Source organism: Cyanobium sp. ULC082 (genome assembly GCF_977927535.1).
Genome location: NZ_OZ376397.1, coordinates 653,953 through 666,431 on the forward strand (window position 1 = coordinate 653,953; position 12,479 = coordinate 666,431).

Annotated in this window: 15 protein-coding genes; 6 read left to right on the top strand and 9 right to left on the bottom strand. The window is 64.7% G+C overall.

From position 1 onward, the window contains the following. Positions 1-17 precede the first annotated feature (17 nt). Genes petN through ACXMDY_RS03555 form a run of 3 tightly spaced genes read left to right on the top strand, consistent with a single transcriptional unit; the run spans position 18 to position 1,729 of the window. On the top strand, positions 18-119 hold the full coding sequence (petN, locus tag ACXMDY_RS03545; protein WP_071801536.1) for a cytochrome b6-f complex subunit PetN: 102 nt from the start codon (positions 18-20) through the stop codon (positions 117-119). A 39-nt stretch (positions 120-158) separates the two neighbouring features. Then, complete coding sequence (locus tag ACXMDY_RS03550; RefSeq protein WP_259703180.1) at positions 159-308, top strand: hypothetical protein; 150 nt, start codon at positions 159-161, stop codon at positions 306-308. Beyond that, on the top strand, positions 305-1,729 hold the full coding sequence (locus tag ACXMDY_RS03555; RefSeq protein ID WP_259703181.1) for a hypothetical protein: 1,425 nt from the start codon (positions 305-307) through the stop codon (positions 1,727-1,729). Before ACXMDY_RS03550 ends, ACXMDY_RS03555 begins: the two co-directional genes overlap by 4 nt. Here the strand turns inward: ACXMDY_RS03555 and psb29 are convergent. Continuing rightward, on the bottom strand, positions 1,703-2,470 hold the full coding sequence (gene psb29 / locus ACXMDY_RS03560; protein WP_259703182.1) for a photosystem II biogenesis protein Psp29: 768 nt from the start codon (positions 2,468-2,470) through the stop codon (positions 1,703-1,705). The two genes, ACXMDY_RS03555 and psb29, sit on opposite strands and share 27 nt — an antisense overlap. A 132-nt stretch (positions 2,471-2,602) precedes the next feature. Here psb29 and clpP point away from each other — a divergent pair, with 132 nt between their 5' ends. Further along, positions 2,603-3,196 carry an ATP-dependent Clp endopeptidase proteolytic subunit ClpP gene (clpP, locus tag ACXMDY_RS03565; protein ID WP_259703183.1) on the top strand — a complete coding sequence of 198 codons (594 nt, stop codon included), beginning with the start codon at positions 2,603-2,605 and terminating at the stop codon, positions 3,194-3,196. Positions 3,197-3,231: 35 nt separating this feature from the next. On the opposite strand, the gene ACXMDY_RS03570 is transcribed toward clpP, so the two are convergent. From ACXMDY_RS03570 to pyk, 5 genes are all read right to left on the bottom strand, one after another. Beyond that, positions 3,232-3,450, bottom strand: a complete 219-nt coding sequence (locus ACXMDY_RS03570; RefSeq protein WP_457767373.1) for a DUF7219 family protein — start codon at positions 3,448-3,450, stop codon at positions 3,232-3,234. Between the two features lie 135 nt (positions 3,451-3,585). After that, complete coding sequence (gene ftsH, locus ACXMDY_RS03575; protein ID WP_259703185.1) at positions 3,586-5,514, bottom strand: ATP-dependent zinc metalloprotease FtsH; 1,929 nt, start codon at positions 5,512-5,514, stop codon at positions 3,586-3,588. Positions 5,515-5,615: 101 nt separating this feature from the next. Next, positions 5,616-5,876 carry a DUF1830 domain-containing protein gene (locus ACXMDY_RS03580; protein WP_259703186.1) on the bottom strand — a complete coding sequence of 87 codons (261 nt, stop codon included), beginning with the start codon at positions 5,874-5,876 and terminating at the stop codon, positions 5,616-5,618. Positions 5,877-5,975: 99 nt separating this feature from the next. Next, complete coding sequence (locus ACXMDY_RS03585; RefSeq protein ID WP_259703187.1) at positions 5,976-7,202, bottom strand: ABC transporter permease; 1,227 nt, start codon at positions 7,200-7,202, stop codon at positions 5,976-5,978. 9 nt (positions 7,203-7,211) lie between these two features. Then, entirely contained in the window at positions 7,212-8,999 is a 1,788-nt protein-coding gene (gene pyk, locus ACXMDY_RS03590) for a pyruvate kinase (RefSeq protein ID WP_259703188.1), read from the bottom strand. Between the two features lie 67 nt (positions 9,000-9,066). Between pyk and ACXMDY_RS03595 the strand changes: the two genes are divergently transcribed. Then, a complete protein-coding gene (locus tag ACXMDY_RS03595) occupies positions 9,067-9,396 on the top strand; it encodes a nucleoside triphosphate pyrophosphohydrolase family protein (RefSeq protein ID WP_259703189.1) in 330 nt (109 codons plus the stop codon). A gap of 17 nt (positions 9,397-9,413) precedes the next feature. After that, positions 9,414-9,890 (top strand): hypothetical protein, encoded by a 477-nt coding sequence (locus ACXMDY_RS03600; protein ID WP_259703190.1) that lies wholly within the window; start codon positions 9,414-9,416, stop codon positions 9,888-9,890. Positions 9,891-9,921: 31 nt separating this feature from the next. Here the strand turns inward: ACXMDY_RS03600 and ACXMDY_RS03605 are convergent, their stop codons facing one another. Genes ACXMDY_RS03605 through ilvA form a run of 3 tightly spaced genes read right to left on the bottom strand, consistent with a single transcriptional unit; the run spans position 9,922 to position 12,465 of the window. Further along, the gene (locus tag ACXMDY_RS03605; protein WP_259703191.1) at positions 9,922-10,215 is read right to left on the bottom strand and encodes a YggT family protein; all 294 of its coding nucleotides are present in this window, start codon (positions 10,213-10,215) and stop codon (positions 9,922-9,924) included. A 33-nt stretch (positions 10,216-10,248) separates the two neighbouring features. Continuing rightward, positions 10,249-10,854, bottom strand: a complete 606-nt coding sequence (scpB, locus tag ACXMDY_RS03610) for an SMC-Scp complex subunit ScpB (protein WP_259703192.1) — start codon at positions 10,852-10,854, stop codon at positions 10,249-10,251. 48 nt (positions 10,855-10,902) lie between these two features. Continuing rightward, positions 10,903-12,465 carry a threonine ammonia-lyase, biosynthetic gene (ilvA, locus tag ACXMDY_RS03615; protein WP_259703193.1) on the bottom strand — a complete coding sequence of 521 codons (1,563 nt, stop codon included), beginning with the start codon at positions 12,463-12,465 and terminating at the stop codon, positions 10,903-10,905. Positions 12,466-12,479 lie beyond the last annotated feature (14 nt).

Below are 12,479 nucleotides of genomic sequence, written 5' to 3' on the forward strand. Positions count from 1 at the left end.
GAGCTGCTGAAGCCGTCATGTTGATCACCCTGGGTTGGGCCTCTCTGGCCGCGCTGTTCAGTTTCTCGATCGCCATGGTGGTGTGGGGCCGCAACGGTGACGGCAGCATCAATTTCTGAGCGGTTTCGCCTTCGCGTTGGTCATTCTGAGCTGCCCGCATGCCTGAGACCTTGATCAGCGGCACCTCGGTTCTTGCTGTGGTGGCCTCTGCTCTGCTGGTGTTCGTCAGTGGAGGTGTCGTGTATCTCTCCGCGATCGAGTGGCGTGATCGCCGCCGCCGTGCCAAACCAGCCCCGAAGCGCCGTTGAGCTTTCCCTTGACCGCCCTGGCCGGGAAATGGAACTGGCGGTGGCCGTTCTCCTGGCAGGCCCTGTTGCCGGTCACCACCGTTGTCGTGGCGTCGTTGATCCTGGTGCCAGCCGTTCAGCTGCGCCGCTTCCCCCGCTCCAATGCCGCGGGCCTGGAGCGGCTGCTGACCGCATCGGCCCTGATTCAGAGTTTCGCCGCCGATCCAGGCCGCGAAGCTCCCCCCCTCTGGCAGCGCCGACTCGGCCGTGAGAGCGCCGCCCGGCTCTGGATCCGCCAGCGCGGTTCCTGGTGGCAGTTCTGGGGTCGTCATGGCGATGGGGCCGAAGCCTTTCTGGCCCTTCCGGCTCGCGCTTTCGGCCTAGGCGATTCGGGTGCCCTGCCGCCCAACGGCCTGCGCCTCGATGATCTGGTGGTGATCGCCCCTGATCCCCTGTCCCGCCAGCTGCTGCAGGAGGATCTGCGCCGCAACCTGCGGACGCCCAGGGGACTGCAGGAACGCTGTGTCCAGCGCCTGCGCAGTGGCCAGTCGGTGGCCTGGAGCCGGACGGCCCTCGCCCAGCTGGCAGGCCCCCTCTCGCCCTTGTTGCAGCGCTATCAGCAGGGATGCCTGGAGCTGGGCAGTGATGGAGCCGGCCTGGTCTGGCAGGGTGAGTCGAGTGCCACCGAAGACCTGGCTGGACCTTCGCCGGCCCTGCCGCCGCAGCCGCTGCTGCCGAGCCGGCGGCCTGCCTTGCCCGCTTCCCTGTTGCTGGAGGTGAAGGGTGAAAGGCTCGATCTGTTGTTCCAGACACTGTTCACCCGCCAGTTGATCCGCCAGCCACTGGTTGAGCGCTACGGCCTGATGCCACCGCTGTCGGATCGGCTGGGGAGCCTGCCGTTCGAGCTGCGCCTGCGCCGCCTGGCCAGCGGGCCGTTTCAGGCCTCTCTGGAGCTCCAGCTCGCCGTGGGCAAGGATCGCCCCGCCTGGGACGCCTGGCTGCTGTCGCTGCGGACCAACCTCGAAGGCCAGGGCCTGACGCTTCAGGCGCCTGGTGCCGGCGTTTCGTCAGTGCCGGGCAGCAGCACCTGGCAGCGTCAGGACGACAGTGTCGTCGGGGGCTGGCGCTGGATCCGCCCGGTGGCAGGGTTGCCCGCCGAGCTTCAGTTCTTCCTCGGGCCTGTCCCCGTCGGGACAGTCGGATCAGCGGCCGGCGTGCATTCACCGGATGGGGTTGCGATCAGCCTTCAGGCCCGGCCTGCCGACCTGGCAGCCATCTCGCTGCTGCCTCCCGGATTGCCGGTGGTGGTCAGACAGGCCGAGCAACTGGAATGGCTCAGCGTATCGCCCGCCTCCAAGCCAGCCGGTCTTTCGCCCCTGTCCTGGCTCACGGGCTCCTTGAAGCTGGCCCAGCCGTCAGCTGGTGGCGGTGGGCGCCGATGACGGCTTGCTGGAGTCGCCACCGGGGGCCGCTTCCGGCGCCGGTGCCGTTGACCTGCTGACCTCCAGGCTGGCGGCGGCCTCCTCTTTCTGGCGCTCACGACGCCGACGATCAGCGGCCACGGTTTCTTCCATCAGCTCAACGGCCTGGGCCATTTTGGCCAGATTGCTGACATAAAGGCTGAGGTCTTTGTCGAGCCTTTCCTTGAGCAGCCCCATCGAGGCGCCGATCTCGTGGGAGGCCTGCTGAAGGGCCTGGGGTTCGAGCGCCTCGGCGCCCTGGGCCTGCTGCAGCAGGCTCAGCAGGCCAACGGCGAAGAGCCTGGAGTAGTGGAAATCGGCCCGTTTCACCTGGGCCAGCACGCCGGCAATCGGCTCTGGGGCGCCTTCACCCTGGGACTCCAGCCAGTGCCTGACCTCCTCCAGGCTGTGGCTGCCCACGGCGTGCAGGGCCCTTTCCCGTTCGCTGCGAATCCCGGCGGCATCGAAGCCTGAGGAGGCGCAGAGTGCCACGAACAACGGCTCCTTCTGCTGCTCGGGACGGTAGCCCCTGGCAAAACTGTCGAACACCTGGGTGAGGCCCACGGCGAAGAGCGGATCGCTGCGGAAGCCCTTCTGGTGGCTGAGCAGATGGAGCTCCACCAGCAACTCATCCACCAGGCGCCGATAGAGGGGGCCGATCACATGGGGGAAGGACTGGTGGAAGGCGCGCTTGCTGTCAGCGACGGTGAGACTGACGCCCACTCTTGTTTCTCATGGTTCCTGGACCATAGCGCCGACCCCTGCCTGCCGTTCCGGCAGATTCCCCCCCCTCACGGACAGGCTCTGGCCGACCACTCTGCTCGGTAGAGTGGCTGAACTGCTGAAGGTCTGCCGATGATACCGTTCGTGATTGAGGATTCCGGCCGGGGAGAACGTGCCTTCGATATCTATTCGCGTCTGTTGCGCGAGCGGATCATTTTCCTTGGCGAACCCGTCACCTCGGAGTCGGCCAATCGGGTTGTGGCTCAGCTGCTTTTTCTGGAGGCAGAGGATCCTGAAAAGGACATCTTTCTGTACGTCAATTCGCCCGGTGGCTCCGTCTACGACGGCCTCGGCATCTTCGACACGATGCAGCACATCAAACCGGATGTGCAGACGGTCTGCGTGGGTCTGGCGGCCAGCATGGGGGCCTTTCTGCTCACGGCTGGGGCCAAAGGCAAGCGCAGCAGCCTGCATCACTCCCGGATCATGATCCACCAGCCACTCGGCGGAGCACGCGGGCAGGCCAGCGATATCCGCATTCAGGCGGATGAAATTCTTTTCCTCAAAGACAAGCTCAACCATGAGCTTGCCGATCGGACCGGTCAGCCTCTTGAGCGGATCCAGCAGGACACGGACCGGGATTTCTTCATGTCACCGGCGGAAGCTGTGGCCTATGGCCTGATCGACAAGGTGATTGAAAACCGGCCGATCCGCCCAGTGGATTGAATCCATGGGGCCAGAAGGATTCTTACAGCTTCAATTCAGGCTTTTGAATTGGGATCGAGCAGGTTGCCCTTGCTGCCTTTGAGTTCCTTCCAGAGTTGGCGGATCTCGGCGTAGGCATCGTCTTGGCTGATCTTGCCGTTTCCCTGGAGGGCCACGATCAATCCAACCCGCTCAGCGAACTGCTCAAGGTTCTGATGGAAGGCCACCCGTTCGGGTGACCAGTCATCGCCGTGATAGCGGCTGAATGACTCCATCGGAGACTGGATATTGCTCAAGACCTTGCCACTGTGAAATGGAATGCTAAATGAAGCGGAATCGAAAATGGTTTGGCTTTGGTTAAGGGCAGCCACTCCTGCTTCGGTCAGGCTGCTGAAAACGGTCTTCCCAGCTCAGCTCACTTCAACCAGCGGAGAGTAGCGTTCCTTGTCGGGGATTTCGGTGAATTCAGACACCACCCGGCGGAACTCATCGCCATCGAGGGATTCTTTCTCGATCAGCAACTCAACCAACCGGTCCATGCAGGCACGGTTGCTGGCCACCAGGTCGATCGTGTCGCGATAGCAGGTGTCCACGATCGAGCGGATCTGTTCGTCGATTCGTTTTGAAATGGCATCGGAGACATCGCTGCGCGTCATCAGATCCCGGCCCAGGAACACTTCCTGGCTGCCGCCTTCCAGGGAAACGGGCCCAAGTTCGCTCATTCCGAAACGGGTGACCATCTGGCGTGCCATGCCAGCCACCTGTTGGATATCGCCGCCTGCTCCTGTTGTCACCTCGGCATGGCCGAACACGACGGCTTCGGCTGCTCTGCCGCCGAGCGCACCCATGATGCGGGAGCGGAGCTGGACCCGGCTGACCAGCATCTGCTCTTCATCGGGAGCAAACCAGGTGAGCCCCTGGGCCTGGCCGCGAGGAATCAGGGTGACCTTCTGAACGGGGTCATGGTGCTTGACAAGGGTGCCGACCAGGGCATGGCCCACTTCGTGGTAAGCGATCAGGCGCTTGCTGCGGCCATCGGTGAGGGGCTTGCCTTCCATGCCGGCGATCACCCGATCGACGGCATCATCAATCTCGGCAAGGCTGGTGGCTTCCTTGCGGCGACGGGCCGTGAGAATGGCGGCCTCATTCAGCAGGTTGGCCAGATCGGCGCCTGTGAAGCCAGGTGTGCGTCGGGCAATCGCTTCAAGCGAAACGTCTTCGGCGAGCTTCTTGTTCCGGGCATGGACATTGAGAATGGACAGCCGGCCCCGGATATCGGGTGGATCGACCGAGACCTGACGATCGAACCGTCCCGGCCGCAGCAGCGCGGAATCGAGCACGTCAGCCCGGTTCGTGGCGGCAATGATGATGATGCCTGTGTTTCCCTCAAAGCCGTCCATCTCGGTGAGCAGCTGATTGAGGGTCTGCTCACGCTCATCATTGCCACCACCGATTCCAGCTCCCCGTTGACGTCCGACGGCATCGATTTCATCGATGAAGATCAGGCAAGGGCTGTTCTCCTTGGCCCGCTTGAACAGATCGCGGACTCTTGAGGCGCCCACACCCACGAACATCTCAACAAACTCCGAGCCTGAGAGAGAGAAGAAGGGAACACCCGCTTCGCCGGCGATCGCCTTGGCCAGCAGGGTTTTGCCTGTTCCGGGAGGACCGATCAGCAGAACACCACGGGGAATCTTGGCCCCAACGGATGTGAATCGCTCCGGTTGCTTGAGGAAGGTGACCACCTCCTCAAGATCTTCCTTGGCCTCCTCGACACCAGCCACATCATCGAACTTGACACCGGTTTCGGCTTCCATGGCGAAGCGTGCCTTGGTTTTGCCGAACTGCATCGCCTGGCCCGGGCCACCGGGCATCGAAGAGGAACGGCGGGCCAGAAAGATCAGTGAACCGATCAGCAGGAGGGGGAACAGCAGATTGCCGAGAATTCCCAGTGCTGGGCCACCTGTGCGAGGGGGATGAATGTCGAAGCTGATGCCGCGCTCCTTGAGATTGTTGATCAGTTCAGGGGCCAGGCCGGGCAGATCGACCCTGAGCCGCTGGACGCGGTTGTCGAGATCAGGATCCACGGCTTCGACCACGGCTGTGCGGCCTCCGTCGTAAACGTCAACGGCGGTGACGCGACCGGCTTCCACGTAGTCAAGGAAGCGGCCGTAACTCATCCGCGCCACGGCTGTGTTGCGGGGACCAGCAGCGCTGGAGCTGGCTGGCTGCGGAGAAAAGCGCGTTCCCCCTCCGTTGCCAAGCACCTGCCAGGCGAGAAACAGAGCCACGCCGATCGGCAGAAACCAGAGAGCGATCAGCCGCCAGCGCTGCTTCATGGTGCCTCTAAATGTTTAAGAACTGTAAAGGGCCGTCCGCTCACTCGTGGCTGGGCCAGACGAGGGCATCGGTCTTTCAGTCTCCCACGGGCGCCGCTGTCTCAGGAAGAGCTGTCGCCGCTCAGGCAGGGCTCGCGATCGTCTGACTCCACCAGGAGATCGCTGCTGGCGAGGGTCTCGATCAGCTCCGGGCCGCCGAGACCATGGGTCCAGACTTCGACCACGGAGCCGAGTGGTGCTTCGAAACTGAGCATTTCAAAGGGGAAGACCACCCGCTCCAGATAAAACTCCTTGGGGCCGCAACAACGCACGATCACCATGCGGTCGCTGGTATTGCGGAAACCGCAGGGGAGCCTCGCCACGGGTCACATCACTTCAGGGAACTCTCATAAAGCCACCCCTGGGGCTTGAAGTTGGTCTCCGTTACCACCAATCAGCCGATTTAAGGTTTTCTTGGGTGTTCAGAGGCTGCGCAGGGCCACGATCGGATCCAGCCGAGAGGCACGGCGGGCCGGCACCACGCCAAAGAACAGGCCGATTCCGCCCGAGAGCCCCACGGTGAACGCCACACTGCTGAATTCGATCGCCGCAGGCAGCGGTGTGAAGCGGGCCACGGCAGCCACGGCCCCCAGCCCCACGGCACTGCCGATCAGGCCACCCAGGCTGGCCAGCACCAGCGATTCCACCAGGAACTGGAGCAGCACGTCGCCACTGCGGGCTCCCAGGGCCTTGCGCAGGCCGATTTCCTGGGTGCGCTCGCTGACCGACACCAACATGATGTTCATGATGCCGATGCCGCCCACCAGCAGGGACACACCACCGATGGCCGCGAGCATCAAGGTGAGTCCGCCGGTGATCGTGCCCACGATCGAAAGGGCATCCTGCTGGGAACGCACCGCGAAGTCGTCTTCGCGAAGGATCCGATGCCGTTGGCGCAGCAGGTTGGTGATCTGGAACTTGGCGGCTCCGGTGCTGGCCTCATCAAGCGCCTCGACGCTGATGAAGGTGAGGCTGATGCCGAAGCTGGTTCGCCCTCCCAGGCGACTCACCATCGTGGAGAGCGGGATGTAAGCGGCTTCATCCTGGTTGCTGCCGAACGCGGCCCCTTTCGGGGCGGTGATGCCGATCACCTCGAAAGACTGGTCCCTGATCCGCAGCGTCTGCCCGATCGCGGCGCCAGTCGGAATCAGCTTGTCGCGCAGATCCGGTCCGATCACGGCCACGTTGCGGGCGGAGTCGAGGTCCTGCTGGCTGAAGAACCGGCCCTGGGCGATCTCGAACCGCCGGACGGGAAGAAACTCCGGTGTGATGCCGGAAACAGAGGAATTGGCGCTGTTCGCCCCCACCTGAACCACTTCATTGAGGGTGATCTGGGGAGCCACGCGCCGCACACTCGGGACCTGTTCGGCGATCGCCTCGGCATCGCTCAGCACCAGGGTGCGGGGACTGTTGATTCCCTGGCGCCGGGTGTCGTTGTTGCCGGGCACCACGAACAGGACGTTGGCACCGAGCGTGTTGAGCTGACCTTCCGCCAGGTTCTGGGCTCCCCTGCCGACCCCCACCAGGGTGATCACGGAGGCATTGCCGATCACGATGCCAAGCATGGTGAGCAGGCTGCGCAGCCGGTTGGCCCTCAGGGTGCTGAGGGCCATGGTGACCGTTTCACTGAGCGGAAGCTTGGAGGCCACGGTGCGGGTTCAGAGCAGGGTGCCCAGCCGTTTGGACTGGGTGTGGTTGCGGGCGCCGCGATGGACCAAGCCCTCCCGCAGCTCCAGGGTGACGAACTCACCATGGCGCAGATCGGTGGTGGCGTTGGAGACCCCCACGATCACCGGAACCCCGAGCCGCTGGGAAATCACCGCCGCATGGCTCTCACTGCCGTCTTCTTCGGCGATCACCCCCCTGGCCTTGCGGATCGCGCTGAGATAAGCGGCTGTGGTTTCCCGGACCACCAGGATCTCACCGCTCACCAGGCGGGCGGCCTCTTCCGGGTTGGTGGCCACGCGCACCCTGCCGCTGACCGAACCACTGCCGATTCCCAGCCCCCGGCCGAGCACCGCTGAGACGATTCCCACCTTGACAAGATCGGTGGAGCCGCTGACCCCGGCGAGCGTGCCGGCGGTCTGGACCACCAGATCCCCCTCCTTGAGCAGCCCCTGTTCCTGGGCGATGCCCATCGCCAGGGTGAAGGTGCTGGAGGTGGAGTCCTGGTCATCGATCAGCAGGGGATTGACGCCCCAGACCATCTGGAGCTGGCGGGCCACCTTCACGTCACTGGTGATCGCCAGGATGGTGGTGGAAGGCCTGAACTTGCTGACGTTCCTGGCCGTGGCTCCGCTCTTGGTGAGCGGCAGGATCGCCGCGGCCTGCAGTTGCCTGGCAATCGTGCTCACGGCCTGGCTGATGGCATTGGGGATCGTGGAGGCCATGTGGCTGTCCACGGCGCGACGAGGGTAATCGCGCTCGATGCGGCAGGCGATCCTGGCCATCGTGGCCACGGCTTCCACGGGGAAGTCCCCTACGGCGGTTTCGTTGGAGAGCATCACCGCATCGGTGCCATCGAGAATGGCGTTGGCCACGTCGCTCACCTCGGCGCGGGTGGGGCGCGGACAGCTGGCCATGCTGTCGAGCATCTGGGTGGCCGTGATGATCGGGATGCCGAGCGTGTTGGCCTTGCGGATCAGTTCCTTCTGGAGCAGCGGCACCTCTTCGGCCGGCATCTCGACGCCGAGATCGCCCCGGGCCACCATGACCCCGTCACAGAGGGGGAGAATCGCATCGATCTGATCGATTGCCTCGAATTTCTCGATCTTGGCGATCACCGGGGTGGTGTGGCCATGGCCGCTGATCAGCTCGCGGATCTCCTCCATGTCGGAGGGGTTGCGAACAAAGCTGAGGGCAACCCAGTCGACCCCCTGCTGGAGGCCGAAGATCAGGTCCTGGCGGTCCTTGTCGGTGAGGGCGCGGATCGAGAGCTGCACATCGGGGAAATTCACCCCTTTGTTATTGGAGAGCACGCCTCCCACCACAACCGTGCAGTGCAGAGTCTGCTGGGGTCCATCAACCCGGTCGACGACCATCTCCACGCGGCCGTCATCGAGCAGGATGCGGTTCCCGGCCAGCACCTCGTCAGCAAGCTTGTCGTAAGTGACCGTGGCGATCGACCGGTCACAGGGCACGTCGCGGGAGGTCAGCTGGAAGCTTTCACCGTTGGCCAGGGTGATCGGACCACCGATGAATCGGCCCAGGCGGATCTTGGGCCCCTGCAGATCCTGAAGGATCCCGACGTGGATGCCGAGCTCGTGGGCGACCTGCCGAATCGTGGCGATCCGGGCGGCGTGCTCGGAGTGATCGCCATGGGAGAAGTTGAGGCGGAAGGTGGTGGCACCGGCGCGGATCAACTGGCGCAGCCTCTCCGGTGATTCGGTGGCAGGACCGATGGTGGCCACGATCTTGGTGCGACGCGAGAGATCGGGCTTGGCCATCGAAGCAGCCGAGGGTTGAGCGGAAACTACCATCCGGTCCTGCCTTCGCGCCGCCACAACGGACCCGATGAACCTGAACGACTATCAGCTCAAGGCCCGTTCAACCGCCCGCTATCCCCAGGTGGGAGCCAATCCGATCTATCCCACCCTTGGACTGTGTGGTGAAGCCGGTGAGGTGGCGGACAAGGTCAAGAAAGTTCTGAGGGATCGCGGCGGTCACTTCGATGCGGAGGTGGGGGAGGCGATCAAGCTCGAACTCGGCGATGTGCTCTGGTACGTCGCCCAGTTGGCCAGTGAGCTCGGCTTTGATCTCGAGACGATCGCCACGGCCAATCTCGCCAAGCTGGCGAGCCGCGCCGAGCGGGATGTGATCGGGGGCAGTGGCGACCGCCGCTGAACTGCCAGCATGGTTGCATGGGCCGTCATTTTCTTGCCGCCGTTCTGCTCGGCCTGCTGATCCTGCTGCTGCCGGCGCCGCCGGCTGGGGCCACTGATCTGGTTGTCAGCGAGGTGAGCCTGGAGCCCTGTCCCACGGGGGATGCCGGAGCCCAGCCGGAGCTGCGCCGCCCCACCGGTGCCAGTTGCTACGCCCTGCGCGGGGTGGTGATCAACGCCGGCTCACGCCCGGTTGTCGACACCGATGTGTTCGCTGTGATCCTCGACGCGAGCGGCGAACCGGTGCTGCAGAACCGCTCCCGGGTGGGCTCGATCGGTGATGTGCCCCCAGGACGTTCCAGCTTTGCCCTGAGGCTGGCGGTGCCGGCCGGAACCCCTGGCCCGTTCAGCGTCAGCAAAGCGAAGGCGAGGGGCTTCAACGCTCCGGTGCGGGTGCGGGCCGGCATGGATGACGAGCTGCTGCCGCTTGAGCAACAGCTGGCCGAAGCCGGCTGAGGCTTCGGGGACCTGCCCGCCGAAGCCCCACTCAGTAGCCGAAGCTTCCCCCCATCAGTGAACCGCTCAGGCTGCCGAGCAGCCCCTGGGCGAGGATGAGCGCCAGGAAGGCGATGATCGCCGAGAGGTCAATCCCACCCAGCGGTGGGATCAGACCGCGGAAGGCATTGAGATAAGGATCGGTGATCGAGCTGACCGTGGAGAGCACCGGGTTGCTCCAGTCCAGGTTCGGGAACCAGCTCAACAGCACCCTCACCAGCAGGACCAGGCTGTAGATGCTGAGGGTCTGGGCCAGAACGGCAAGGATCGAGCTGAGGATGGTCACGGGTCTGCCGGAAATCTGAATCGATTCCCGACTCTATGCAGCCTGGCTCCCTTTGCCACCAGCCAGGGCCCGCTCCGCCAGCTCCGCCTTGACGGCAAAGGTGCGATGGAACTTTTCGCTCAGGCTGATCCAGTAGGAGCGTCCCTCACTCTGGCGGCGACGTTCGATGAAGTTCTGGGCCAGCAATTCCTTGATGTGGTCATAGGCCCCGGAGCCGCGCAGCTCAACGAGCTCCGACTGAAGCAGGCGTTTCTTCAGGGCGATGGTGGCCAGGGTGCGCAGGGTGGCGGTGGAAAGTTCAACCGGCAGCAGGTTCTGCACGAGATCGCCGAGGCTCTCACGCAGCTGCAGGCTGTAGCGCAGACCGTCCTGACGAATTTCCAGGGCCGTGTCGCGGTGCGCGTAGTCGGCCATCAGGGTGATCAGAGCCAGTTCCACGTCTTCTCGGCCAACCTGCCCTGGTTGATCGCGGGCGGCGATCTCGGTCAGTTCGCCCAGATCCAGCGGCCGACCCTTGAGATAGAGGATCGCCTCCAGCCGCGCCGCCAGGGAAACGCTGCCGCCCGACGTTCCAGCGCCGGTTCGATCGGGCCAGGAGGGCGGCTCAGGCGAGGCGGGAGCAGGAGCATGGCTCGACATGGCCGGTGACCCCATGGCTTCCCGGCAAGGTACCGCAGCCGTTCCGGCTCAGGCCAGAGCGGGCAGTGGGCTGTGGGCCGCCCCGAGGAACAGCCGGTAGGCGGGGTTGGCGGATTCATCCCAGTGGCGATAGCCCAGGCCGTCGAGAAAGTCCTGCCAGGCCTGGCGATCCTCGGCCGCGACCTGCACCCCGACCACGATCCGCCCCACGTCACCACCCTGGTTGCGGTAGTGGAAGATGCTGATCGTCCAGTTGGGATGCAGGGCGGTCAGGAAGGTCATCAAGGCGCCGGGTCGTTCTGGAAACTCGAAGCGATAGAGCAACTCCAGGCCGCTGCCGGTCTGCTGCGGTGCTGCGCCAAGGGGCAGCCGGCCCCCCACCATGTGGCGCAGGTGGAGCTTGGCCAGTTCGTTGCCGCTGAGGTCGAGGCAGGGAAAACCCGCGGCCCTGAGCTGCTCGATCAGGCTTTCCGTGTCGTCGCGACCACTGATCTGCACCCCTAAAAAGATATGGGCCACGTTGGGGTCGGCCATCCGGTAGCTGAACTCGGTGAGGCTGCGCTGGCCCAGCTGCTCGCAGAGCCGGCGCAGGCTGCCGGTGCGCTCGGGAATCTCCACGGCGAGCATCGCTTCGCGCTCCTCGCCCAGTTCGGCCCGTTCAGCCACGAACCGCAGACGGGCGAAGTTCATGTTGGCGCCGCAGGCCACCGCCACCAGGGTGCGCCCCTTCAGGCTGCGCCGCTGCACGTCGACTTTCATTCCGGCCACCGCGAGGGCACCGGCCGGCTCCAGGATCGAACGGGTGTCCTCGAAAACGTCCTTGATCGCCGCGCAGATCTCATCGGTGCCCACGGTCACCATGGCATCGACATAGCGCTGGGCCAGGGCGAACGTGTGCACCCCCACCTGGCGGACGGCCACGCCATCGGCGAACAATCCCACTTCCGGCAGGCTGACCCGCTCCCCCGCAGCCAGGGAGCGGGTCATCGCGTCAGCGTCCACCGGCTCCACCCCGATGATCTCCACCTCGGGCCAGACATTCTTGACGTAGGCGGCGATGCCGGCGATCAGACCGCCACCACCGACGGCCACATAGATCACGTCAGGCGGCGGCGAGGCCTGGCGCAGGATCTCCAGACCGATCGTGCCCTGGCCGGCGATCACGTCCGGATCGTCGAAGGGGTGGATGAAGGTCATGCCGCCGCTGGCTTCAAGGCGGCGGGCCTCGTCGTGGGCCTCGTCATAGGTGTCACCGTGCAGCACCACCTCGGCGCCGCGGGCCGCCACGGCCCGCACCTTCATCTCCGGGGTGGTGAGTGGCATCACGATCACCGCCCGGCAGCCGAGCTTGCCGGCGGCCAGGGCAACGCCCTGGGCATGGTTGCCGGCACTGGCAGCGATCACGCCCCGGGCCAGTTCGGCGGGCGAGAGCTGCACCATGCGGTTGTAGGCCCCCCGCAGCTTGAACGAGAACACCGACTGCAGATCCTCCCGTTTGAGCAACACAGAGTTGCCCAGACGCTGCGAGAGGTTGGGGGCGAGTTCAAGCGGCGACTCGATCGCCACGTCGTAGACCCTGGCCCGCAGGATGCGCTGCAGATAATCGTCCATCGGATCAGTGTGGC